This is a genomic window from Glaciimonas sp. GNP009, from assembly GCF_054343755.1.
On the sequence record NZ_JBTGUV010000004.1, the window covers coordinates 4,834,336 to 4,858,320 of the forward strand.

Genomic DNA, 23,985 nt, shown 5'->3' on the forward strand with positions numbered 1-23,985 from the left:
ATGTTAACCAAAGGGGAGTGTCGAAAAATGAACCGACTGTCCATATCGTGGATGAACATCGCTGCATTTAATTTAATACTATTATTTTTAACGGGATGCGCTCCCGTGACGCTTAAAACGGTTGATTTACAACCGCTTATTGCCACGACTGGTACAACGGTAAATAGTGGCTCGTTCGGCTTTTGCAGCGGAGAAGGGAAGACTCCCTCGACAACTTTTTCCGCCCCCGCAGAAACAGTCATGGTCGGTTACGATGATTTTTTTAGGGCAGGAAAACCACCTTTTGCTTGCGACGACGTGCGTGTTTCGGTGTTCAGAGGAGGCGTAAAATTTGACGTTAGTCAGTTTGATGCTATTGCTAGCGCTGAATTTTGGCTCGACACCACCAAATCGATCTCACGCAGTGATGGAAAATTAATGGAAACTTCTACCCCAATATCCTATGCGAACAGGCTTTGTATGGGAACCGAAATTTTCTCTTCCAAAATGCTGTGTGATTATTCTATGCTTTTACCGGTAGGCGAAACCATCAGCGTAGTGGTGTCTGATCAGGTACGTGATTGGATAAGTATGCGTCGAAATAATTTTGGATTTGTTCTTACCGGGCCGCGATCCGAGTTCTCTGCGCAAACTCCACCAAGAGATAACGATGCAAAAATAAGCTGGTACAGTAACTTTCGTTTACGCATTACTTATGAACCTGCGCTTAATTTTCGGATGGCGCAGTGATTTACGCAAGGTTTTTAAGGCACGAGATTCGTCCCTATACTTGACCGTAGTTTCAACGCCTAAAGTTGCTCGCCAATAAAAAAACGCCCCAAGGAGCGTTTTTTTAGGCAGAGCAATATAGCAAGACTTATTGAATTTTCGCTTTTGCGCGAAGTTCCTGTTGATATGCTTGCAATTTTTTCTGTTGCAGCGCTTCAGTAATTTGCGGCTTCACTTCTGCCAATGTTGGGATCTTGGCCGGACGTGACTCTTCCAGTTGGATTACGTGATATCCGAATTGGGTTTTGACCGGTGTATCAGTAACTTGACCTGGTTTCAAAGCAACTAGCGCATCCGAGAAAGGTTTGACGAAAGAAACGGGTGTTGCCCAACCTAAATCGCCGCCATTAGCTGCTGAGCCTGGATCTTTTGATTGCTTAGCCAGGTCTTCAAACTTTCCGCCAGCTTTTAACTTAGCGATGATGGCTTTTGCATCTGCTTCATTATCGACCAAAATGTGGCGAGCATGATATTCCTTGTCGCCAGCAGTTGCTTTAAATTTGTCGTATTCGGCTTTGATGTCAGCATCGCTAACTGGGTTTTTCTTGATGTAATCCGAGACCAATGCGCGGATCAGGATTGACTGACGGGCGATATCGGCTTGCGCTTTTACATCTGGATTGTTGCCAAGGCCTTGTTTTTCAGCTTGCTGAATCAATACTTCGCGATTGATCAACTCGTCTTTAACCATTGCGCGCAACTGCGGAGAATCAGGTTGACCACCTTGTGCCGCCATTTGCGTAACCATTAAGTCAGCACGTGAAGATGGAATTGCCTTGCCGTTTACTACGGCAACGTTTTGGGCCAAAGCAGGTAATGCAGCTGCAGCAAAAAGAACCACCAACAAGCGAGCAGGTTTAAAAGTCATATTCGAATCCTAAATAGAATGGGGGAGTTGTAGAAGAGTAAAACAGAATATAGCTAGAAATAATGAAGTGTTCAATAAATGTGTAACTAAATTTTATCGTGCAATGATTATTTTCGCGTTTTTAAGCGTCTTTAATCTCCGATGGCGCCAACGCTGTGATCGCCAAAGCATGAATCTTATGTTGCATCATGTCATCCAAACAATCATACACCAGACGATGGCGATTTAACCGATTTTTCCCTTCAAAAACTTCGGAAATAAGCCGAAGGCGGTAATGACTACCACCAGAGGCTGCACCAGCATGGCCGGCATGCATCGCTGATTCATCCTGCAATAGACATTCTGTCGGAGAGAAAGTTGCAATTAATTTTGTACGAATATCATCTAATTGGGTAGTCATTTAGGTTCCTTGATATATTTTGAGAGATAAAGGCTTTGTCCAATGACAAATGCAAACATTAATCCCATACCGCCAAATAACTTGAAGTTAACCCATGTATTGATCGGAAAATTAAAGGCTACGTATAAATTCAGCAAGCCCATAAATATAAAGAACGCGCTCCAGGCGAAACCTACTTTGGCCCAGATTGGTTCAGGTAACGCCATCTGTTTTTCCATCATGGTTCTTATTAAATTTTTACCCATAATCAATTGACTACCTAGCAATGCTGCTGCAAAGCACCAGTATAAAACGGTAGGTTTCCATTTGATAAATGCTTCGTTATGAAAGTAAATGGTGGCGCCACCAAACACGCTAATAATCACTAGCGAAACCCACAGCATCGCATCGACCTTTTTACGGCGCGCGAGTAGATAGCCAATCTGAGCCAAAGTAGCAAAGATAGCCACCGCCGTTGCCAATATGATTGGCGCTTGCGTCGCAGTGACAACACCGCCAGACACAAAGCCCGATAGATATTGCGACACCAAAGCCTGGGCGGCATCGGTATGGCCTTCGCCCCACTTAAAAATGCCGAAAAAAAGTATTACAGGGAAAAGGTCAAACAGAAACTTCATGGACTGGGCTTTCTTTCGTTAGTGCGATTGTGCAATTGTGCGAGGCTTTATTTTACTAATTCATATCCAATGCGTAAACACGGGTATATAAATAAGATTAACGGATTATGCCGGATCAAAACGTAATGATGCGGAGTTAATGCAGTATCTTAAGCCAGTTGGCGCTGGTCCATCAGGGAAAACATGTCCTAAATGTGCATCACAGACATTACATAAAATTTCGGTGCGGGTCATGCCGTGAGCGCGGTCAATCCGTTCGCTGACATTTTCTGGATTAATCGCTTTGAAATAACTTGGCCAGCCGCAACCCGAATCGAATTTCGCGTCTGATTCAAACAAAGGTGTGTTGCAGCATACACAGGTATAAATGCCATGTTCGTGGTGATCCCAGAATTTTCCCGTGAAAGCACGTTCAGTGGCGGCTTTTCTTGTAACTTCATATTCCATTGGTTCTAGTGTCGCGCGCCATTCTGCTTCGGTTTTAGTAACTTTTGAGTTGCTCATGATGGACTCCTATTTTAATGGACAGTTTTTGAGTTTTTTTTGATGGCTTTTTTAATTTCCGTACTCATCTGCCGACTCACTGATGAGTCAATTATGTTTAACTTACTCATTTAAGAAGAACAGCTAACTTCTAATCCGTTGGCCCAGTCGGGTGGCAACGCGGCGTAGTCAGCATATTCAGGCTGTTCATCAAATGGCTGCTGTAAAATTTTAAGTAGTTTACGAACCTCGGAATAGTCTTTTTTCTGTGCTTTTTCAATCGCAACTTGCGCTAAATAATTACGCAGCACGTACTTGGGGTTCGTTTTATGCATTGCAAGACGTCGCACTGCGTCAAGGCTATTTTCTGACTGCAATCTCGCCCTGTATTGAAGCACCCATGCATCAAAACCTGCTCTATCGATAAACAGATCACGCAATAGCATGTCGTTTTCTGGATGCGCGATTTGCAAGTCACCTAAACGGCGGAAAAATAATGTGAAGTCCGTATGGCTACTTTGCATTAATGCAAACATTGCATCAAATAACTTATCGTCTTCTGGCTGAACAGTTAGCAGGCCTAGCTTGGCGTGCAATAAGTCACCATACTTAGCAGTATATTGGTTTTGATAGTCTTTCAACGCATCTTCGGTGTCTTCAACACTTCCAATCAATGGGAGTAATGTCTGGCCGAGTGCATAGCAGTTCCAATGACCGATTTGTGGTTGCATATTGTAAGCATAGCGGCCTTGTTGATCCGTATGGTTGCAGATATGGCGTTGGTCGTAAGCTTCCATGAACCCAAATGGTCCGTAATCAAGTGTTAGTCCTAATATCGACATATTGTCGGTATTCATAACGCCGTGCATAAAACCGACTGCCTGCCACTCGGCCATTAAATGGGCGGTACGCTTGGTCACTTCCGCTAAAAAAGCTTGATATCTATTTTCTTTTGCTGCTAGTTCTGGATAAAATTGTACGATAACGTAATCGGCCAAGATTTTCAGCGATGTATGTTGTTTGTTGTAAAACCAGTGTTCAAACGATCCAAAGCGAACAAAGCTTGGTGCCATGCGCGTTACTACTGCCGTGGTTTCCGGTGTTTCTCGCATCACCAACTGGTCTGATCCGATGACACTTAGTGCGCGCGAGGTTGGAATGCCCAGCGCCGCCATCGCTTCTGAGCAAAGATATTCGCGAATGGATGAGCGCAGTACCGCACGACCGTCTCCCATACGCGAATAAGGCGTCGCTCCAGCCCCTTTGAGTTGCAACTCAATACGGCTAGTAGCGTTATATGATGGGACGTCGCCTAATAATATCGCGCGCCCATCACCCAATTGGCCCGCCCATTGTCCAAACTGGTGCCCTGAATATACGGCGGAAAGTGGCTGTGATGCATCCAATAACTGGTTACCTGAAAAGGTATCAATAAATTGTTTAGAGGGAAATATAGCCGGATCAATACCAATTAACGCTGCGGCGACATCATTGGCATCGACCAGATAAGGTGCCACGATTGGCGTTGGCATTAGGCGCGTATAAAACTCTGGAGGTAAAGCGGCAAATCCATTGCTTAATGAAAGTTTCGGGAATGTTGGCTCGATATTCGGTGCGGCTACGTCATGCATGCGGGTTCCTTGGAAAGCGGAATGTGGTGGCAACCCGTAGTTTGACAGAGATAGCCGATATCGTTGCTAAACACTGTCAATCTAAAAAAGGAGTAATAAGCGACTGACGTTCTTACATCGTCGAAACGCATACTATTTCCGGGCTTTTATTAGCAGTCAATTGACAGGGTTAAGCCATCATCAGCGCAAGAACAGGATGTTAAAGCGTCTTTTAGCTTGTTAAATATTCATGGTCAAAATGAGGCGTAAATAATCGAAATAGGAGTAATTTGTTACCAATAATCTTCGGTGACAAATTGTCCGGGTATTGCTCTGCGGCATGGGCGCATACCGCGCTGAACCAACATTTCTCTGGTCGCTGTAATCATTTCTGGATTTCCACAAATCATCACGCGCGATGCCTCTAACGTTATTGGTTGACCTGTAACGTGTTCGAGCGTGCCATTTTCAAGTAGTGTTGTAATGCGGCCATGAAGATGGCGCGGGCCTGTCGTCTGCGTGTCACGGGTTGTCGCTTGCACCATCGTCAGACTTGCACCGCCATTTGCAAGTTCGGTGCGTTGTGGCAGGCTTTCCAGCAATGCTTGATAGGCTAGTTCTTCAGTATTTCGTACGCCGTGCACGAGTACTAAATGCGTAAACTTTTTCCATAAGGCGGGATCTTGCAAAATCGAGATGAAGGGCCCAAGGCCGGTTCCGGTTGCCAGCATCCAGAGATCCTTTCCATCGACAAAACGATCTGCAGTCATGAACCCATAACTGGATTTTTCGACGAGTATTTTATCTCCCGGCAGTAGCTTTGACAGAAGTGCCGAAAACGGACCATTTGGTACTAGCACCAAATAGAATTCGAGGGTATTTTCTGTCATCGCTGAGGTCAATGAATAGGCGCGGGACACCGTTTCGCCACTCTCCGTCCTGAGGCCTAAGCGCGCAAACTGGCCGGGTGTGAATTGATATGCGGATGGCCGCGTGCATCGAAAGGATAGTAAAGTATCAGTCCAGTGATGCACGCTCGTAATGGTTTCGAGAGTATCTTTTTCGCCGCTAGTAATAGCGCTGTCGGGGATAACGTTTGTCATAATCAGGCACTCGTTTTATCAGTATATCTCCCACAATACACGTTTCATTAGTGATGTGATGACGTTCCACGGATAACGAGATAGTTTTTAACATCGGAGCACATCCAGATAAACGGTTGGTTGCTAATTAAATGTAAAAAATAGGAACAGGCATCGTTTTTTTTACCACGTACAAATTGTCAACTGATTCGTTGTCTACCGCAGCGAATCAGTTGCACATCGCCAAATTTTTAAAATAAAAATATCTTTTCAATAGGTGGAAAAAGCGTTCACTAAACTAGATTGAGCTTTTGTAATTGAGTAAAGCAACTAATGTTGGTTCTAATTGAGCGTTATGTCTGCCTCCAAATTTTTACGTTGTTACGTCCCGAATGTTTGGCATCATAGAGTGCTGTATCGGCACGCTGAAGCAATTCGTCAAAGCCGGTGACTGTGTGGTCCATAGCGCTGATCCCGATGCTAATAGTGTATTTAATTTCTGCACCATCGATGATGACCCGTGCAGCTTCGATCTTGTTGCGTAAGCGTTCTGCCAGTTGCAATGCCCCGCCAAGATCTGTTGATGGGAGAAGCGCTGCGAATTCTTCGCCACCGATCCGTGCTACCGTATCGATGTCTCGCATCGTTTCCTTCATCGTGCTTGCCAGATTACACAATATAAGATCACCAGCTGCATGTCCGTACGTATCATTGACTTTCTTGAAATAGTCAGCATCGATGATGATAAGAGTGAGGGGCCGAGGATTTCGATGCCAACGTTTGAACTCTAGCTCTGCTGCCTCGAAAAGCGTACGTCGATTTGCTATGCCAGTTAAATAGTCGCTCGACAGGGCACTTAAGTGTCCAGCCGCATCGTTATTCCGGTCAGTTATATCGCGCAAAATTAAAGCATAACTGAGTTCATCAGGATCCGCTAAAACTATATTTCCTGCACCATCTACTGCAGTATCTTCAATCGGCACAATCATACTGCTGCTCCAGAAGCTTGTCCCGTCAGCCTTGACACGCCAGCCTTCGTTCAGACTCCAGCCGTCTTCATCGGCTTCTTTTAAGTAGTCTGTAATCCGTTCGGGCGAGATGCTACCTTCCTTGTAGAACATAGAGAAGGATTTTCCCACCACGTCTTCGGCAGTAAATTTAGTGACGCGTCCAATACTTGGATTCCATTCGTGGATTTTCCCTTCCTGATCAAGGCTCATTAATGCATAGTCTGTGACGCCCACCGTTATCGCGTTAATCCAAGCCGTGTTGTACTTGAGTTGGCGCTCTTGGGCTATGATCTGCGTCATATCGGTTAGGACTGTCATCAGATGGCTTTCATCCAATTTGATCATGCTTATCCCGAGCATCTTGGGATCTTGTTTTCCGCGAACGCCTGCAGTCAATTGGGCTCTGAAACCCTCACAAATAGATCCTTGTGGTGCTGTAAAATCTGCTGCCATGCGCCGCAATTCTGGGGCAACCGACTCTAAAGCGTTAAATAAATTTGACAGGCCGCCATCTTTCGATAAGGGCATTAATAGCTGGGCTGAGAGTGGATTCATCAGCTCAACCTCGCCCAAGCGGTTAGTTTGCACAAGGCCAACCGGTGCCAGGTAAAGAAACTGCAGTAATGCCTCGTACTCGCTGGCAATGTCTTGCGTACTCCCGTCTTCGCTCATGTTGCGCGTAAAACTAAAATGAATCGGATCAGCACGTCAGGACGCGATAAAAGTCTTAGTTTTACCTTAATAGGGCGCATGCGTAATGTGAGTACGTAATCAATGATGGTATCTAAAGAGGTGGAGGATTCGCGTGCATCTTCGAAGCGCTGCGCAACCATGAAGTTATTCATGCACGGAGCAACACTCGTAAATAAATGTGACCCGATCACGTTTTGAGCCCGCAATCCAGCCAATTTCGATTCAAATAGGTTGTAGCGTTGCACCAGGCCTGCGTCGTCAAATCCAATCACCCCAAAATCCATCTCATCGAGCTCTGTTGCCGACGCGTTAGCAATTATTGACATCAATCCTTCTTGATCGAAGAGCTCTTTGTTTATTTCAAGCATGTTATCTCCCGAGTTTTAAGCAAATATGACATCGACGGCCACGCATATTTGGTTCAAATTACAATTGAAAAATGGTTTTCAGAGCAAGCGTGTTGAAAAAAATAGTAGGTATTCATCGCGGGGCGGGTAACTACAGAGGACAGCACGCGTTTGTTCACGAGACTTTTTGATGTACTAATGAGGCAACTAGACGATCAGCGAAACGCTGCTATCGCGGTAGAAATAATAAATACTGAAAGTTTGAAGTATTAGAAACTGATGGCACCGCTGGTATTGAAAGACTTAATTGATATTTGCTGCCGCGGGATAGCGGATTTGTCTTCGCTTTTAGTGCGCTTTATTTTCACCTAATCTTTTTAGAGACAAGGAGGTACGTTGCGCTGCTGCTAATGGGTATAAAAGCAATGTTTTTATAGACTTTATAGTACCGCAAAATTTCACAAACACCAGCATGACTTTCTTCTTATTTTATGGCGTGGTTTTTCTAAAATTACACGTTATTGATATAACTACATATCGTGCAATATTCACGCTATGTAATGTCTATTATTAAGCGAGGACTCTTTTTACGGTTTTTATAGTGGTTTCACTTGCAATACCCAAATAGAATTTTGTTTCATCAAAGCCAATATCCCAATGACCTTGCGGCCCACTCTTTGATTCGGTCAGTCAGTGACCTTTGGTCCCAAGCCTCTGCGGTAATTTCATCCGAGGTACTTAGATCATCATCAAACGCATTTTCCATTTCGCTACCAAATTCGTCGCCCATGATGATGACGTTTGCTTCGTAATTATGCAGAAAACTACGGATGTCAAGGTTGGCCGATCCGACCGTAGACCAGTTGCCATCGATTACTGCAGTTTTGGCGTGAAGGATGGCGACCTGTAATCGATAGATTTTTATGCCCGCTGCAAGGAGTTGATGGTAATACGACTGTCCTGCTTGAGATGCAAGGCCGCTATCGGAGACGCTGGGAAAAATCATTGAGACTTCAACGCCGCGCCGCGCGGCGTCAATTAGCACCTGTACCATTTGCTGATCAGGGGCAAAGTAGGGCGTTGTGATATGAATGGTTTTCTTTGCATTTTGAAATGCCTGGATATAGGCTTTATAAAGAATAAACTCTCCCCGCGGCCTGCTAATCACTACCCGCACCACTTTGTCGCCAGCAATGCCTAATGTCGGGAAATACTGTAAGTCGGGCAGGTCTTCAGTACCTTGCTTTGCCCACGAACGCATGAACGAAAGCTGCAAAAAAGCGACCGCTGGGCCTTCAATCTGGATGTGTGTGTCGCGCCAGCCGACTGAGCCGCTGGTCTTTTTCTTTGACCTGAACAATGAGCTATTGGCATAGGCCGCACTGATATTCACGCCACCTGTGAAGGCAATTTTTCCATCGACGACAAGAATTTTGCGATGGTCGCGGTTATTGAGGCGCCATGCGCCGATCCGTTTTAACGGATTGACGGGGTTGAATTCGACCAATTTGATACCGGCGCTGCGCATACGGTCAAAAAATTCAGTTGGTGTGCCAATGGTACCAACGCTGTCATAAATGATATTGACCTGAATTCCGGCACGCTGTTTCTCGATAAGCAGATTGGCGAATTGCATGCCAAGAGCGTCTTGATCAAAAATATAGGTCTCAAAGTTTATATTATTCTTGGCATTGGCAATCGCCTTGATCATGGCATTCAGTGTCTGCGGGCCATCGAACAAAAGCGTTATTTTATTGCCTGCAATTGGCGGTGCCGTCACTGCTGCATCTTCCAGCGCCGCCAATTTATGCAAGTCAACCCGCGAGTGACTTAATCTCGATACCAAAATTGATGGTGGGCGGGCATTTTCTGGTCGATTTTTAATGGCAAGCGAACCATCGGCTGGTTGCTCATTGAACGTCCTTATATCGGGCAACGATGCGCAAGAAGATAGCGTTAGCCCTAACACGGCGATCAACAGGATCCGTTGCAGGCGAGAAAGCATCGCACGATTTGAACTCGTGACGCGCGTGTTGATTCTCTTGATGATGCCCGTGGTGGTGCCCTTGTTGAATCTCATGGCGAGTCTCATAAAGAATGTGGTGGCAAATCTGTTTAGGAAATTGTTATCACCAGACCCGCTAGTGGCGCTGGCACACTTGCTATCTCATTGTCAGTATATAGCCAAATTGTTATTTCCCTAGAAGCGCCAATAAGGACGTTAAGCAAGTTGTGGAGCAATCGTTTGAGGCGGCGACTATAAGAGGCTAGCAACATCAAACACGGATTACAGGTTCAAGATGCTTTTGTGTAATTTTGTTGATATTTTTATATTAATGGTGTTCATTCTCATTTTTAGCTAGCCCATTATTTGTTACTCGTCAGTTTGCAGAGTCTGCAGAATGCCAGCCAATTATGGCGCGCTATGACATCACGAAGCAGCTCTCGGCTCAACTTAATATCAACAACGTTTTAGACACAAACTACTTTGGCGTGTTCGGGGCCTATGGCGCGATCACCTATGGCGCACCGCGCGACGCTACGGTGACACTTAAGTATCGTTTTTAACAACGTGAATGTACCGGAATTTATTCGTTTCGCTCCTAACTTATTTCTCTCTTATTTTACGGTTACATCAACAAATATTAAATTTGGTGTTGGTATTGACCTCAATTTTGTATGCCTTCTGCACTTTCATTCGGCTTCATGCCAACCGGTTCATCACCTGCTTATTGGCGTCGGTGGCGTAACCAGGGTAATCATCTTGTGGTATTTCACCGTTCACGCTACTGGTTTACTCTCACTATCTGGTGATTGATCTTTAGGTGGAATAAAAAAATCTATCGGACGCCGTAAAAAGCGTGAGAGGACCGCTTTGGTCAACGGCAAACCTTCGCGAAAATGTACCTGACGCGAACGTAAAGCGACAAATAAAGCGAGGGAAAAACTGACCCAAAGATTGATGGTCCCGATGGCCAAAATCCCCACTATTGAACGTACTGCTATTTGCCACCCCATCTGATTATCGAGACCGACCAACGCAATGGCGAAATTTGCCGCGGAAAAGGTGATATGACGAATATCGATTGGTAGGCCAATCATGAAACCAACAGTACCAATCGTGCCGAGTAAGATACCAAAATAAAAATTACCCATTAGGCCACCCAGATTGCTTTCGAGGTAATGCGCAACTTTGCTGAGCCGCGTCTTTCCTAATATTTTACGTAGCCAACGCGCTCGTTCTAAGCGCTTTGCCATATGCGTATAAAGCGCACGATTATCGTAATAGCCAGAAATTAAACCAGCCATGAAAAGACAGACTCCGGCGATGGCAGCGTGAAAAAGCGCCAGACTATGCAATGGATCTAAGTCATGAAGCAAATGTTGCGCCTTATCCGGCGTAACAAGATGGTGACCAAATAAGTGCACCCAGCCCACACTAATAAGATAAGCAACGGGAAAAACCATCAATAAATTGCCCGTAACGGCAATAAACTGAGTGCGAAAAACTTTGACAATCAGATCGACCAGACTATCAATATCGATATGACGACTATCCGTGCTGTGCAAGCCAGCCGCTATACGGGACGCGGTCATGGCTGGTTGCTTGGTGGCGACGGTAAAGTGTAGTACATGAATCAGCATAAACCCGGCCGAGTAATTCATGCTGAACAAAAAAGCTTCTACAAGAGGTGCTGCACGGAGATATGAATAGAGAATTTTCATCATCGCCATAAATCCGATGATCAGTCCGGCGCCTGCAGCTGAGCGGAACATCGCACTAAACTCACTTCGATCTTCTGCGATGTAATGTTCGCCAGTCCTACTCGCGTTTTCGGTAATATTTCGCGCCAACAAATTAATATTGCTCGCAAACAGTTCACGCACCGCGTATTTACGGTTATGCGCCTCGACCAACTCCCTTGCCAAATCTACCGCTGCAATCCGCTTCACCGTTTGAGCTGGCGTTACTAATAATTCGGTTGGGATATGTGCCATTAATGCGCCATCATGATGGGCAGGGGATACGATTTTTCTCAATATTTCTCGTTGAGGGAGCGACAAAAAATCTCCCATGTCTATGTCGACGACCTCAACCAAGATTAATAATTTTCGCAAACGGGCGATACTTTGATCGAGACGCACCAACAAATAAGTAAGAGCTACGCTAGTGCCTTTTTTTAGGGCGTTCTTGCGAATCTTGACCACCACGTCGTCGCATTGATCTAGCATGACCTGGAGGTGCTTAGCATCCTCAATCAGCCTTGGTATGGTTATTGTTTCGCTTAGAGTGTTTTCGTTTGGGTTGCTCTGAATGGCGCTTAGGTAAGGATTGTGAGCTTGATCAAGGCAATTAATGATTGCGACTTCGCCATTCAGGAGACTGCGGTAACCGGCCAAGTAGCGGTGTAATTCGACGTTTTGCATCAAAAATGGCGATTCGAAATCTTCCATTTCAGGATACAGACGAATTAAAGACGGCTCCAATCCCATCGCGCTGATTCGGTAAGACAGGGTTTGCGTTGCATCAAGCAACTCAGCGATAGTATTGATACCACCGAGAGTGTCGCTGGCATGCACTTTGTTGATGATCGCTGTGGCAGGACTGAGGATTGTTTTGTTATCGATAGTGTTATCAATATTATTGCTATCGATAACTTGTGCCGTCGCAATTGTGTTGCTTTTAACCGCGGCTTCATTGTTTGATGGGTGCAACACCGCTATCAGGCTTAACCATGTATCAGTTGAAATAGCGTTTAGCCATACGTAATCGGTTTCAAAAGGCAGTACCCGATCCAGGCAGTCGCGTAAGTAAGTTTCATCCAGTGCCGGAGGCAATACCCGATACGCCATACGCTGAAATAACTCAGTAAAAAAACCGGCGTTAGGGAGGATGCCTATGTCGGTATATAAACTAGTTTGGCGACGAGTAGCGTAGACGCGCAGTAAATAATGGCGTAAAGCGTGCGAATAGCGTGGATTTTGTTGAAGAGTATCAATTAGCGTCTGAACGTTAGTTACAGCATCGCTACCGTTTTCCGGCAAGTGCGGTCGCAAGGTTTTGACTAGCGCGATCAAACATTCAACGTTGTCGGAATGCGGGTCTGCTTCAATCAGGTTAAGTATCGACAGCATGAAAAATGTTTGTAATATACAAAGGTCATAGTGTAAGGTTTATTGCTTCTAAATGCGTTGTCAACTTCGCTAAAACGAAGCGCGCGGAAAAGAATAATGACAAAGTATTGACGGAATGAATAAGTAGGAACGAAAGAGATTTCTTTCACTATTTTTTTGTATTTTATATTTTTATGTTTTGTGCGTTGGCATAAAGCTATATTTTGTTTAACGTCCTTCTGCAACCGTTAAAATGTCAACGCAATCAATCTACATCTACAAAGAAAGGTTTCATGTTAACTCCCTGTTTGCCGAGGTCATGTTTGCGCCGTTTATCTTGTTTGGCTTTTGTACTGATGTTGGCAGCCTGCCAAAGTCTGTTATCAACCACGCCGGATGCAGTAGAGCAGCAACAAACTATTATGTCATCCGCGGATGCACAAAAAATTGATTATTTGCTCGGGCTAATTGACCAGCGACTGAGTATTGCGTCAAAAGTGGCGAAGTCCAAATGGAATTCAGGCGCCGCAGTAGACGATGCGAAGCGAGAGAGACAGATTTTAGAGGTCGTAACTGCGCAAGCCGATGCAATAGGTGGATTGGATCTAGCGCTTGTCCAGGCGTTTTTTCAAAATCAGTTTGATGCTGGAAAACTCATTCAACAGGACTTGTTGTCGGGGTGGCACAACACGCTCCCAGGTGGCTATAAATTTGACGACGCGCCTAATCTGGCGCGTGACGTGCGTCCGGTATTAGATAAACTCACACCGGAATTGATTGGCGCCCTGCGCAACGTTGTGCCATTACTACTAGATTCAGACGCGCATGCGTATCTCTCGCATTCTGCGCTGAGTTTGATACGAGGGGATGTTGGCGGGGATGTTCGTCGTCAGGCGTTAGAGTCATTGCAGGCAAAATAATCATAGTCAACATGGAAAATCGATACGCTGCTTGAAGCGCATATCCTTATGGCTGGTTGACAACAAAGACTTTGTTGTGGGGCATAATGGCTGTTGCGGAGGCGTTGGTGTAGGTAAGTCTGTCCTGCAATAATTATAAATAAGAGGCAGTACCTAATTAGTTTGATTGAAAACATTAAGATCGAATTCATCATATGGCACAAACACCCATCGTCACATTGAATGCGCGTCAGCAAGAAATCGTCAATTACGTCCAACGAGAAAGCTTCGTTACCGTTGAAAATTTAGCGAATCGTTTTGGAATGACTCAGCAAACCATTCGACGCGACGTTAATATGTTGTCGGAACAAAATTTATTGCAACGCTATCATGGAGGCGTCGGACTTCCTTCCAGCGCAGAAAATATCGCTTATGGTGCTCGGCAAGGGTTGCAGTCTGAAGAAAAACGTCGGATTGCGGCTTTGGTCGCTGAACACATTCCGGATCAGGCAACACTATTCATTAATATCGGAACAACTACGGAAGAGGTCGCCAAAGCACTCAGCCTTCGTCGTAATTTGCGCGTCATCACCAATAATTTGAACGTCGCAGCAATCATGAGCGGCTACCCAGGCTGCGAAGTGATTATCGCAGGTGGCTTAGTGCGGGCTCGAGATTTGGGCGTGACGGGTGAAGAAACGATTGATTTCATCCAACGTTTTAAGGTGGACTTCGGCATCATTGGGGTTTCAAGTATAGATCCGGACGGCGCGCTGCGAGATTTTGATTACCGTGAAGTACGCGTGGCAGAAGCAATTATTGCGCATTCTCGCACTGTATTTTTGGTTGCAGACCATTCGAAATTTATGCGTCCAGCATTAGTAAAGCTCAGTGAACTGTCTAAGATCGACGCTTTGTTTACGGATCAGCCGATACCGGAGACGTTAGTTAATGTGTTTAAAGAGGCGCATACGAAAGTATTTGTGGCTGAAAAAGTCGACGTTTAACCAAATTTTTTATAGGTTTTTTAGCATTTTTTTTGCGTATAATATAATTTAAAGATTATAGTTATTGTCATCTCTGATCGATTTTATCCTGATAATGTACTCCCAACGTACCTGTGGCTAAGTTTTTAACAGATTTAACGGTAATCTTTAGTCATACTAAGTCGAAAAATAAAACCTTTAAATTTAAGGTAATTAAAACATATTAAGGACTGTCATTGGGCGCTACCTCTACCGCTGTTTCTTTTCCTAACGTTGATCGCGCCACCATACATATCGCTTTCGGTGTAGATGCTAATTATTTTAGAGGCATGGGCGTTAATATAGTCTCAATAATAAAGAATAATCCAAATTTAATATTTGTTTTTCATGTATTTGCATTTTCTATAACTAAAGACATTGAATGCCGTCTCAAGAAATTGGAAAATAATTATAACGTTCTAATAAACGTTAATATACTGAATAAGCAAATTCTCTCAAATTTTTCTAAATTTCCTTGTTTTTCTCAGCACTCACTTGGTACATTTATTCGAATATTAATTCCTAATTTATTACATGGAATAGTCGATAAGGTACTCTATCTTGATGCGGACATATTATGCATGGGTAACATCGAAGAATTAATGTCTATTGACTTAAAAAATACTATCGCCGCCGTTGTTACAGATGAGATTAAAACCACAGTAACTACACAAATTTCAATTTTAAAGTTACCCCATTCAGAGTATTTTAATGCCGGCGTGATGTATATTAATATTGATAACTGGGTAAAGCACGACTCACAGAATAAGTCGCTTAACGTACTTACAACGCGAAGTCTACGCTTTGCTGATCAAGATGCTTTAAACGTTGTATTAAACGGACATACTACGTATATCGACAAAAAATGGAATTTTCGCTACCATTTAATAGATTTTCTTAGTAGTGGTGAAAAAATATTTAATATGCAAGAAAAAGTGTTATTCATGCATTTTACTGGACCTGTAAAACCGTGGCATAGCTGGTGTTTACATGAGGCTAAATTAAATTTTCTTGAATATCAAAAACTTTCCTCGTGGTCTGATATGCGACAAGCCTCATACCGCACGAGAATTAAAATTATTTTCAAGGTTTTTAATTAAACAGGGAAGAGTAATCGAGGGAATATATTGGCATATTGTATATTGGTGGACAAAATTTATAAATTTAAAAAAACAAAATTAAGCGATCATTTATAAATAACATTTTAATGTTATTTAAATATAAGTTTTATAATAATTTCTAAGAAATCGATTTTTTCGAATTTTAGATTGTTAAGATCGGAGAAATATTTGCGTTATTTTAAATGGCTGGTATCAGCACTACTTTGTGCCTTTTTTATAATGACACTTACAGTAGATCGGTCGGCCGGAGTGATCTTCGTATTTTTACTATTGTTTAGTTTGAGTTCAATTGTTTTTATTCGATATTCAGAGCAAACGACCTTCTTAAATTTTGTAAAAAAATACTGGCCATTACATCTGGCCATGTGTGGTCCATTAATTGCGGTCTTTGCAAACCAACTTGGATCTGGACACTTTACCCTTAGGAATTATGATTCTCCATTCAGATTAGCTATGTTTGTGTTGATCTTTTGGGTTGTCTCATTTTTATCAATTAGAAATATAAAATATCTTCAATGGGCATTTGTGGTGGGAGCAATTCTATCTGCAATAAAAATATACATTCTGACAAAAGGCGGGGCGCAGCGTTATGTAACAGATTTCATACCCATAATAATATTTGGTCAAATGGCCTTGTTACTCGGTATATTCTCTATTTTGTCAATTTCATGGAATAAGACTTCTAATCGATACATCATTTTTTTGAAAATTACTGCGTTATGTTCAGGGTTATATGTGGCTTACCTGTCGCAATCTCGTGGTGTATGGCTGACTATACCTATTTTTATTTTATTGGGTATTGTGGTAACAAAAAATGTTAGCTCTCGTTATAAATTTGGAGTCATTTCTGTTTTTTTCGCTTTATTAGTAGGTGTATCTTACTTTGGTAATATAGTAAAAGATCGTGTAGCTGTAGCGGAAACGGATATAAGCCAATACTCAGTTGGATCCGATGTTGATACTTCTTTAGGCATTCGCCTCCAGCTTTGGCGTGCGTCGTGGATGCTATTCACCGAGCACCCACTCATTGGGGTAGGTGTAGAAGGCTTTTCAAAAGAACTACATAATTTGGCAAAAAGAAAAGTCATTACACCCTTATCGGCGACATTTGCACACTCTCATAACGAAATATTATTTACGATGTCAAGATTTGGCGTATTCGGTTTGTTAGCAATACTCGGTTTATATTTTATACCTGCATATTATTTTATTAGAGAGATACGCGATGATGATCCCGAAGTGCGATATACCGCCGCAATGGGCGCAGCACTAACTATTGGATTTTTTACATTGGGATTAGTTGATGTTGTATTTTTATGGTGGGAAGTCTATCCATTTTATTCAATCAGCATAGCATTGTTACTCACCTATATTATCAAACGGAAAGATACTATATTTAACCAACGATCCGATCTATCGTCGCATCATCTTTCTAGTGCGTCTTAATTAAGCAAATTTGTTAAAAGTTGCTTTTTCCGGAAGGGGCTCATATCCAGATGTCAACATGAACATCTTATTAATGCGCACAAAATAATCATCCTCCTCGAGTCTAGGTGTCGGTGATGACCGGCACACTGACGTCAGAAATAACCGTTCACGCAATCAGTGACCTCCGCTGATCTGTCCGATGAAAATGATCGTCCACCTTGTTGCTATTCCAATGCTAACGCCACTACTTTCGATCTAATAATTTGATCAGGTGATGGTCGATTAATACCGTAAAAATTCTAGTTTGCCAGCGCTAGGTGATGGATCACTTCCGCCAAAAATATATGGAATCGCCGGTATTTAATCAGCGCAGGGAGGCAGATCCAGTCACAAGATAGCTTTAAACAGGTTAAGTACATGTCAAATTTCCATTAATTCCGTGTAGACACCTTTGATTGATAAGGAAATCATCTAATTCGAGCATGGTTATGGGGCAATAAATGCGATTAATTTCTCGAGAGCACTATAATTCCGCTTGGTTGGTAACAATGTAACTTTTTGTTACGCCGTTATTTGTCAGGTTGCTTGCCAAATTCGCCGTTATCGATATAGGCGAGCACAAGAAATTATGATTCATTAATAAGGAAAGAAATTGAAAAAACATTATTTGCTCTAGCTGCACTCAGTCTAATTAGTGCAAGCGCGCAAGCCCAAAGCAACGTCACTATTTATGGTGTCGTGGATGCGGGTGTGACTTATACGAGCAAAGTTGGCCCAAACAATAACAGCCGTCTAAGTGTAGATTCTGGCGATCTATCGACCTCTCGGATCGGTTTCAAAGGAGTTGAAGATCTTGGTGGTGGCTTAAAGGCAGTTTTTCAATTGGAAAGCGGTTTCAATGTTGACGACGGCTCATTGTCGGTGGCAAATACGCTGTTTGATCGCAAAGCTGTCGTTGGTCTGACCGGTGCATTCGGTATCGTGACTATTGGTCGCCAAACTGATTTCCTGGAGGACATCGGAAGTAAATACACGTCAGCTCAAACATTCGGCGGTAACGGTATCAAGGGTGGTCATTTTAATAATTTGGATCGCGTCGCCGGCACACGCACGAACAATTCGATCCGCTATGACAGCATTATTCACGGTGGATTTACTGGTAGCTTGTACTATGGCTTTGGTGAAGTCGCTGGACAAACCTCTGCCGGGCAGTCTTTTGGTATTGGTGGTAATTATGCCAATGGGCCGTTCGGCATTGGCTTGGCATATTTTCAGACTAAGCTTACTTCGGGTGCATCAACAGCTAAAGCTGGGGACAGCAATTTAAAAACATTTACCCTTGGTTCGAGCTATCAACTAGGTCAAGCGAAGCTGTATGGCGCTTGGTCCCAAGTTAAGCAACCTTTGGCGACTTCTGTAGCAACTGTAGGTTTGGTTAATATTACCTCTGCAACCAAAGCGAATATCTTTGATGTCGGCGTGGATTATGCGTTTTCTCCAAAAGTCCATTTGTTGGGAAGCGTCATTTATGACCGCGCTGATATAAGCCGCCAAACGGTCGGCTCGACCAAAGTCAGTACTACTCAGCTGAATCTTGGTGTTGACTATTTCCTCTCTAAACGCACTGACGTATACGGGTTTTACAGCAAGCAGCGAGCAAATGGCGTCTATAATCCGGGTGTGATTAATGCCGCTTATAGTAACGCGCCGGCAGATGACAGTAATCAAAGCGTCTTGCGTGTCGGCATTCGTCATAAGTTTTAATTAGTAAACAGTTAGACTGCAACCAGCTGTGCCAACCGCCGCCATTAAAATCCGTGGTTGTTAGTTTGCATATAAGTTAATCGGCGCGTTTCATAACGAGACGCGCCGAATTTCAATTTAAGCATAGATTTTAGCTGCACAATCGCTTTTAAATCTTATGTCCCGCTATGAAAAGTTAATAATTCGTACATGTCATCCGGTGCTAGTTGTTCAAGCCAATCCTTCGCGAAGGCTTTAGCTTGTTTTTTGTATGCAGCCAAAGTGTTGGCACCCATAGAGTTTTCAAATTTAGCTAAAGTGGCGATCCCAGGCTTTCTACGTTAATATTTTCACTGTATTCACCGACTTGTTGGTAGATGCAGATATTTAAATAATGGTGATCCAAAATAGCAGACCGACGTCCCCCATCGCCATCAAACCGCTATTTAAAAGCCAGTGTAATGACGTCGAACTAATTATTTAGGACCTGCATGCGTGTGCATTGCGGTCGTCAAAGCCTGTGCTTGCAAAGTAGCCCGTTCTTGCAACAGGCCACTTTTTTCTTCCCTCAGTTGCTCCATTTTTACTTCTGATTCAGCGATCCGCTTGTCGAGTAGCCACTTCTCTTTTTCTTCGATCGCGCATTGCAAACGTACGTCGCTTAGAGATTGAAGTGCTATTTCCAACGTTTGTTTGAGTTCGGCGCGATCTGTTGTGAGTTGCTGAATTTGATAGGTGAGTTGACTATGCTCGTCTTTGACTATTGCTGCTTGTTGACGTTCTGCGCGAGCGGTTTCCTGCAACCGTTGCACTTCATCGAGTAGTGTAGGAATCTGTGCGAGTTGGGCTTCTTGCTGAGCGAGCCGTAATTGTTGATCGCTGGATTGTTGCCGAATATTTACTAGTTCTTGCTCGCCACGCATTAATTTTTGCTCAAATACGCTCCGTTCTTCGGCGCGTTGGATTGTAGTTGCCTCCTGATAATGCTCGAACTGAGTGCGAGCGTAACCGAGTTGTTGATTCATTGTCACAATCTCGGCCGCACGATCCGCTAGGCGATTTTGTAAGCCTGTATTTTCGGCCTGTGCAGTCGCTAACGTTAAATTGAGTGCACGTTGTTCGGCGCGCAACTGTTCAAATACCTGCTGCGCACGCGCAGCATCGTCTTTTAGTTGCCTATTGGTTTCGGCCGCTATGGCATTTTCTTCGAGCTGACGTTGCAATGTTTCGCCCATCGCTTCCAACTCTTTTTGATGCGCTTCTTGCGCCTGGGTAATTCTTTGCTCTACGTCTGACTGAAGATTGTCATACACACTTTTCATCGCATCAATCAGGTTTGACGGCATACCGACCTCTGCGCTTGCCCTATTTTCCTGGTGCTCTGCCTTCCATCGTTTTAAGAGCGGGGCGATGGTACTTTTGCTACCCGTACTTCCTAGCTCTTCACGAACTCCATCTACCGTCGGATTTTTTCCTTCGGCAATTAATTTATCGGCTGCTTGAATGACATCAGCGTACAAAATTCCAATTCGTCCCATTTTTACCTTTAAATAACGTAATACATAATACGTAATATTACAATAATACAAGTCTAAAGTCTAGGTGGTAATTGCGGTATATAACATGCGATAATGTATGTTATCGCATGTTATATATCAGCTTGTAATGCTATCGTTTGTAATGGACATTACAGGGTTCATTTAAGCGATTTCGAACGGAAATGCATTCTTCAGTTAAAAAATGCCTTAGTACGAATACCTAAAAATCAGCCGTAAAAAATGTGTATTGGTTGCGAAGGCGAAGGCACAGTCAATGGCTGCGAGCAATCTCCACAATGGATCGCCACAATGAGATGGGGGAAGGTGCATGAAGATTCGTATCGAGGATGGTAAGGTTGCAGTCATTGAGAGCGTTGGCGACTCTGTCGCTCAGCGGCAACAACAGCATCGAGAATTTCTTGCCGCGGCGACTTCGGATAACACGCGCCGGACTTACCGCTCGGCGATTCGCCACTATCTGGAGTGGGGCGGGGTGCTGCCTGCGGACGAATCAATGATGCTTCGCTACCTTCTGAGCTATTCGCAATTACTTAATCCAAGGACTTTAGCGTTACGTTTAACAGCGCTATCTCAATGGCATATTCAGCAAAATTTTCCAGATCCGGCAGCGACCCTCAATGTGCGTAAAACGCTGTTGGGGATACAGCGCAAAAATGGTCAGCCAGCCCGAAAGGCAAAAGCGTTGCCAGTAGAAGATTTGGCGCTAATCGTCACTGCCTTAACACACCAGGGAACATTAAAAGCGCTTCGTGATAGCGCTTTGCTGCAGATTGCCTACTTTGGTGCGTATCGGCGGAGCGAGGTCGTACGTCTTCAAGTCGAGCACGTCTCCTGGGAGCCCGAGGGAGTGCTCATAACATTGCCGCGTTCAAAGACCGACCAGAAAGGCGAGGGAATTACCAAGGCAATTCCCTTCGGCGAGCAAGTTTGTTGTCCACCCAATGCTTTGCGTACTTGGTGTCGGGCAGCGAACATTTCTTCAGGGGCAATATTCAGAAGTATCAACAAATGGGAGCAAATTGGTGTTGATGCATTGCACGAGGCTAGCCTCAACAGTATTTTGACTGCGGCTGCGGTGCTAGCTGATTTGCCCTATGTTCCACAGTTAAGTAGCCACAGCTTAAGACGCGGATTAGCAACTAGCGCCTATCGTGCTGGAGCGCGATTTCAAGATATTAAAAGACAGGGCGGTTGGCAACACGATGGGACGGTACAAGGTTACATCGAAGAAGCAGGGCGTTTCGAGGAAAATGCTGCAGGTCATTTATTGCGCAAATCAAAGTAAGGCAAGCGTAAGCCTATCGTTTTATTTCTACAAAACGATTAGAAGGGTGAGCGGCGATTACGGTTTTTTCTTTATCTAAATCACCAAACTGATTTATACGCATTTTACGTCACATTTATTTTGATGCGTGATGTTAACCGTTAAGGGTTAAGCATTAAGTATTAATGGCGTTTTTCGACCATCATAAACGAGGAGTTTTAGCGACTTCCTTTGTCAATATTCCCTTTAAATTTACGCCGCTTTGTATGCGTGGTGTATATCGACCATGCAGTTTTAACGCGCTGTTATAGATTGTCGCAAAACAACATTGAGACCTGTTACTTTGAGAAAAATTACCACCCATTAAGCTTCTGGAATTTCTATTAAGGCTGTGGGAACTTTTGATAATTGGGTGAAGTCTAGCGCTTACGTTCGCTGTGTTTTCCATGAACGTAAACCACCTTGATAATCTACGAAAGGAGCAAAAAAAATGAGCTACCTGGATCGTGATACTTACGGCATATATAGAAATAATCCAAATGGAGGCCCAGGGCCAGATGTGCTTGGAGCGGATACGTTAATAGGGAACGACGTTTGCAATCAGTCTGGCGAGGACTTGGGTGATATCAAAGAATTGATGATCGACACACGTACCGGTAAGGTTAGCTATGCGGTTCTATCTTTTGGCGGCTTTCTTGGAATGGGAGAAAAGTTATTTGCTGTTCCATGGGGTGTTTTGAAGCTTGACTCAGTCAATCAACGCTTCATTCTTGACGTCGACAAAGATCATCTGAAGAGCGCCCCAGGTTTCGATAAAGATCATTGGCCCGACATGGCAGATCAAAGTTGGGCAAGTGAAATTGACACTTACTATGGATCAAACAGGTACGGCGATTCCACGCCAAGACTGTAATCGCTAAATGAATAGCGGCACAGTAGTAGCGGGCAGATAGTTATCTGCCTGTTTTTTGATTATATGCACAAATCAGGATAATCGATCGCTTGTAAAATTAAGGAGAAGTTGCTATGGCGACTGCGAGCAAACGTGTCCTTTGGAAAGGAGCGATATCGTTCGGGCTGGTACACATCCCCATTGCATTGCATTCTGCAACAGCGGAGCAAGGTCTCAATTTCGATTGGCTTGATAAACGTAGCATGGACCCCGTCGGTTATAAGCGAATCAATAAGAAATCGGGCAAGGATGTCGATAAAGAAAATATCGTCAAAGGATTCGAATATGAGGATGGCCAATATGTTATTTTATCGCAGGAAGAAATAGCGGCGGCCTATCCAAAATCTACTCAAACAATTGAAATCGAAAGCTTTGTTGACGCTGGTGATATACCTTTTTTATATCTTGAGCGACCCTATTACGTGTCGCCGATCAATAAAGGCGCCAAGGTCTATGCGTTGCTCCGCGAAGTGTTAATCAAAACAGGAAAAGTAGGCATTGCCAAAGTAGTGATTCAGACCAAGCAGCATTTGGCAGTATTAATGCCTTGTGGCCCAGCGCTGGTCTTGGATTTGTTGCGCTGGGGAACAGAGGTTCGAAATTGGGATGAGCTTGATTTACCGGAAGAAGGAATCAAAGCGAGCGGTATCAGCGAAAAAGAAATGACGATGGGTGAACAGTTGGTCCGGGATATGAGCGCAAAGTGGAACCCAGAGGACTTTACCGACTCATTCAAAGAGCAAATCCTTCAATTGGTAGAAGATAAGGTCAAAGCTGGCCAGACCGAAACCGTTTCTCACATTGACAAAGAGCCAGGCGAATCCTCGGCCAGTGCTCGCATCTACGATCTCACGGAGATGTTACAGCGGAGCCTGAGCAATATGGGCAAATCGGCTAAACCGATCGCGAAGCCAAAGGCCGCAACAACAAAGCCTAAAGCCGCCGCAACCAGAACAAAAAAATCAGTGACCAAACGTAAGGCCAGTTAAAGACTATCGGGA

The 23,985-nt window shown here is 43.9% G+C and carries 21 protein-coding genes; 10 read left to right on the plus strand and 11 right to left on the minus strand.

The window, feature by feature from the left end; translation table 11 throughout:
• The first annotated feature begins 27 nt into the window (after nt 1-27).
• Entirely contained in the window at nt 28-729 is a 702-nt protein-coding gene (locus ACXX82_RS22270) for a hypothetical protein (protein ID WP_458563724.1), read from the plus strand.
• Between the two features lie 127 nt (nt 730-856).
• Here ACXX82_RS22270 and ACXX82_RS22275 read toward each other — a convergent pair whose 3' ends face one another.
• From ACXX82_RS22275 to ACXX82_RS22320, 10 genes are all read right to left on the minus strand, one after another.
• The gene (locus ACXX82_RS22275; RefSeq protein WP_322238497.1) at nt 857-1,636 is read right to left on the minus strand and encodes a peptidylprolyl isomerase; all 780 of its coding nucleotides are present in this window, start codon (nt 1,634-1,636) and stop codon (nt 857-859) included.
• 121 nt (nt 1,637-1,757) lie between these two features.
• Entirely contained in the window at nt 1,758-2,036 is a 279-nt protein-coding gene (locus ACXX82_RS22280; RefSeq protein WP_322238499.1) for a BolA family protein, read from the minus strand.
• A complete protein-coding gene (locus ACXX82_RS22285) occupies nt 2,033-2,653 on the minus strand; it encodes a septation protein A (protein WP_458563725.1) in 621 nt (206 codons plus the stop codon). The genes ACXX82_RS22280 and ACXX82_RS22285 overlap by 4 nt, the downstream gene beginning before the upstream one ends.
• 105 nt (nt 2,654-2,758) lie before the next feature.
• The gene (msrB, locus tag ACXX82_RS22290) at nt 2,759-3,157 is read right to left on the minus strand and encodes a peptide-methionine (R)-S-oxide reductase MsrB (RefSeq protein WP_322238503.1); all 399 of its coding nucleotides are present in this window, start codon (nt 3,155-3,157) and stop codon (nt 2,759-2,761) included.
• A gap of 110 nt (nt 3,158-3,267) precedes the next feature.
• Nucleotides 3,268-4,767 carry a protein adenylyltransferase SelO gene (locus tag ACXX82_RS22295; RefSeq protein WP_458563726.1) on the minus strand — a complete coding sequence of 500 codons (1,500 nt, stop codon included), beginning with the start codon at nt 4,765-4,767 and terminating at the stop codon, nt 3,268-3,270.
• Between the two features lie 272 nt (nt 4,768-5,039).
• A complete protein-coding gene (locus tag ACXX82_RS22300) occupies nt 5,040-5,849 on the minus strand; it encodes a ferredoxin--NADP reductase (RefSeq protein ID WP_323507680.1) in 810 nt (269 codons plus the stop codon).
• Between the two features lie 332 nt (nt 5,850-6,181).
• Nucleotides 6,182-7,510 carry a sensor domain-containing diguanylate cyclase gene (locus ACXX82_RS22305; RefSeq protein ID WP_458563727.1) on the minus strand — a complete coding sequence of 443 codons (1,329 nt, stop codon included), beginning with the start codon at nt 7,508-7,510 and terminating at the stop codon, nt 6,182-6,184.
• Nucleotides 7,507-7,899 carry a phosphonate transporter gene (locus ACXX82_RS22310; protein WP_458563728.1) on the minus strand — a complete coding sequence of 131 codons (393 nt, stop codon included), beginning with the start codon at nt 7,897-7,899 and terminating at the stop codon, nt 7,507-7,509. Before ACXX82_RS22310 ends, ACXX82_RS22305 begins: the two co-directional genes overlap by 4 nt.
• A gap of 619 nt (nt 7,900-8,518) precedes the next feature.
• Entirely contained in the window at nt 8,519-9,958 is a 1,440-nt protein-coding gene (cls, locus tag ACXX82_RS22315; RefSeq protein ID WP_458563729.1) for a cardiolipin synthase, read from the minus strand.
• A gap of 701 nt (nt 9,959-10,659) precedes the next feature.
• A complete protein-coding gene (locus tag ACXX82_RS22320) occupies nt 10,660-13,014 on the minus strand; it encodes a site-specific recombinase (RefSeq protein WP_458563730.1) in 2,355 nt (784 codons plus the stop codon).
• Between the two features lie 272 nt (nt 13,015-13,286).
• On the opposite strand from ACXX82_RS22320, the gene aroQ reads away from it, so the two are divergent.
• The 6 genes from aroQ to ACXX82_RS22350 all read left to right on the plus strand — a co-directional run bounded on the left by aroQ (nt 13,287) and on the right by ACXX82_RS22350 (nt 19,230).
• Nucleotides 13,287-13,913: a gamma subclass chorismate mutase AroQ gene (gene aroQ / locus ACXX82_RS22325; protein ID WP_458563731.1), complete on the plus strand. Its 627-nt coding sequence runs from the start codon at nt 13,287-13,289 to the stop codon at nt 13,911-13,913.
• 194 nt (nt 13,914-14,107) lie between these two features.
• The gene (locus ACXX82_RS22330) at nt 14,108-14,899 is read left to right on the plus strand and encodes a DeoR/GlpR family DNA-binding transcription regulator (protein WP_458563732.1); all 792 of its coding nucleotides are present in this window, start codon (nt 14,108-14,110) and stop codon (nt 14,897-14,899) included.
• 215 nt (nt 14,900-15,114) lie between these two features.
• A complete protein-coding gene (locus ACXX82_RS22335; protein ID WP_458563733.1) occupies nt 15,115-16,017 on the plus strand; it encodes a glycosyltransferase family 8 protein in 903 nt (300 codons plus the stop codon).
• Nucleotides 16,013-16,099 carry a hypothetical protein gene (locus ACXX82_RS22340; RefSeq protein ID WP_458564042.1) on the plus strand — a complete coding sequence of 29 codons (87 nt, stop codon included), beginning with the start codon at nt 16,013-16,015 and terminating at the stop codon, nt 16,097-16,099. Before ACXX82_RS22335 ends, ACXX82_RS22340 begins: the two co-directional genes overlap by 5 nt.
• 107 nt (nt 16,100-16,206) lie before the next feature.
• Nucleotides 16,207-17,484 carry an O-antigen ligase family protein gene (locus ACXX82_RS22345; protein ID WP_458563734.1) on the plus strand — a complete coding sequence of 426 codons (1,278 nt, stop codon included), beginning with the start codon at nt 16,207-16,209 and terminating at the stop codon, nt 17,482-17,484.
• A 633-nt stretch (nt 17,485-18,117) separates the two neighbouring features.
• Complete coding sequence (locus ACXX82_RS22350) at nt 18,118-19,230, plus strand: porin (protein ID WP_458564043.1); 1,113 nt, start codon at nt 18,118-18,120, stop codon at nt 19,228-19,230.
• A 455-nt stretch (nt 19,231-19,685) separates the two neighbouring features.
• Here ACXX82_RS22350 and ACXX82_RS22355 read toward each other — a convergent pair whose 3' ends face one another.
• The gene (locus ACXX82_RS22355; protein WP_322238526.1) at nt 19,686-20,747 is read right to left on the minus strand and encodes a DNA-binding protein; all 1,062 of its coding nucleotides are present in this window, start codon (nt 20,745-20,747) and stop codon (nt 19,686-19,688) included.
• A 328-nt stretch (nt 20,748-21,075) separates the two neighbouring features.
• Between ACXX82_RS22355 and ACXX82_RS22360 the strand changes: the two genes are divergently transcribed.
• The 3 genes from ACXX82_RS22360 to ku all read left to right on the plus strand — a co-directional run bounded on the left by ACXX82_RS22360 (nt 21,076) and on the right by ku (nt 23,973).
• Entirely contained in the window at nt 21,076-22,053 is a 978-nt protein-coding gene (locus ACXX82_RS22360; protein ID WP_322238528.1) for a tyrosine-type recombinase/integrase, read from the plus strand.
• 469 nt (nt 22,054-22,522) lie between these two features.
• Nucleotides 22,523-22,945 (plus strand): PRC-barrel domain-containing protein, encoded by a 423-nt coding sequence (locus ACXX82_RS22365; protein WP_322238531.1) that lies wholly within the window; start codon nt 22,523-22,525, stop codon nt 22,943-22,945.
• Nucleotides 22,946-23,058: 113 nt separating this feature from the next.
• On the plus strand, nt 23,059-23,973 hold the full coding sequence (gene ku / locus ACXX82_RS22370; protein WP_458563735.1) for a non-homologous end joining protein Ku: 915 nt from the start codon (nt 23,059-23,061) through the stop codon (nt 23,971-23,973).
• Nucleotides 23,974-23,985: the final 12 nt, after the last annotated feature.

What these genes read in the sequence shown, in the direction of transcription:
- ACXX82_RS22270 (WP_458563724.1), top strand. Translation starts at nt 28, where the DNA reads ATGAACCGACTGTCCATATCGTGGATGAACATCGCTGCATTTAATTTA.
- ACXX82_RS22275 (WP_322238497.1), bottom strand. Translation starts at nt 1,636, where the DNA reads ATGACTTTTAAACCTGCTCGCTTGTTGGTGGTTCTTTTTGCTGCAGCT.
- ACXX82_RS22280 (WP_322238499.1), bottom strand. Translation starts at nt 2,036, where the DNA reads ATGACTACCCAATTAGATGATATTCGTACAAAATTAATTGCAACTTTC.
- ACXX82_RS22285 (WP_458563725.1), bottom strand. Translation starts at nt 2,653, where the DNA reads ATGAAGTTTCTGTTTGACCTTTTCCCTGTAATACTTTTTTTCGGCATT.
- msrB (WP_322238503.1), bottom strand. Translation starts at nt 3,157, where the DNA reads ATGAGCAACTCAAAAGTTACTAAAACCGAAGCAGAATGGCGCGCGACA.
- ACXX82_RS22295 (WP_458563726.1), bottom strand. Translation starts at nt 4,767, where the DNA reads ATGCATGACGTAGCCGCACCGAATATCGAGCCAACATTCCCGAAACTT.
- ACXX82_RS22300 (WP_323507680.1), bottom strand. Translation starts at nt 5,849, where the DNA reads ATGACAAACGTTATCCCCGACAGCGCTATTACTAGCGGCGAAAAAGAT.
- ACXX82_RS22305 (WP_458563727.1), bottom strand. Translation starts at nt 7,510, where the DNA reads ATGAGCGAAGACGGGAGTACGCAAGACATTGCCAGCGAGTACGAGGCA.
- ACXX82_RS22310 (WP_458563728.1), bottom strand. Translation starts at nt 7,899, where the DNA reads ATGCTTGAAATAAACAAAGAGCTCTTCGATCAAGAAGGATTGATGTCA.
- cls (WP_458563729.1), bottom strand. Translation starts at nt 9,958, where the DNA reads ATGAGATTCAACAAGGGCACCACCACGGGCATCATCAAGAGAATCAAC.
- ACXX82_RS22320 (WP_458563730.1), bottom strand. Translation starts at nt 13,014, where the DNA reads ATGCTGTCGATACTTAACCTGATTGAAGCAGACCCGCATTCCGACAAC.
- aroQ (WP_458563731.1), top strand. Translation starts at nt 13,287, where the DNA reads ATGTTAACTCCCTGTTTGCCGAGGTCATGTTTGCGCCGTTTATCTTGT.
- ACXX82_RS22330 (WP_458563732.1), top strand. Translation starts at nt 14,108, where the DNA reads ATGGCACAAACACCCATCGTCACATTGAATGCGCGTCAGCAAGAAATC.
- ACXX82_RS22355 (WP_322238526.1), bottom strand. Translation starts at nt 20,747, where the DNA reads ATGGGACGAATTGGAATTTTGTACGCTGATGTCATTCAAGCAGCCGAT.
- ACXX82_RS22360 (WP_322238528.1), top strand. Translation starts at nt 21,076, where the DNA reads ATGAAGATTCGTATCGAGGATGGTAAGGTTGCAGTCATTGAGAGCGTT.
- ACXX82_RS22365 (WP_322238531.1), top strand. Translation starts at nt 22,523, where the DNA reads ATGAGCTACCTGGATCGTGATACTTACGGCATATATAGAAATAATCCA.
- ku (WP_458563735.1), top strand. Translation starts at nt 23,059, where the DNA reads ATGGCGACTGCGAGCAAACGTGTCCTTTGGAAAGGAGCGATATCGTTC.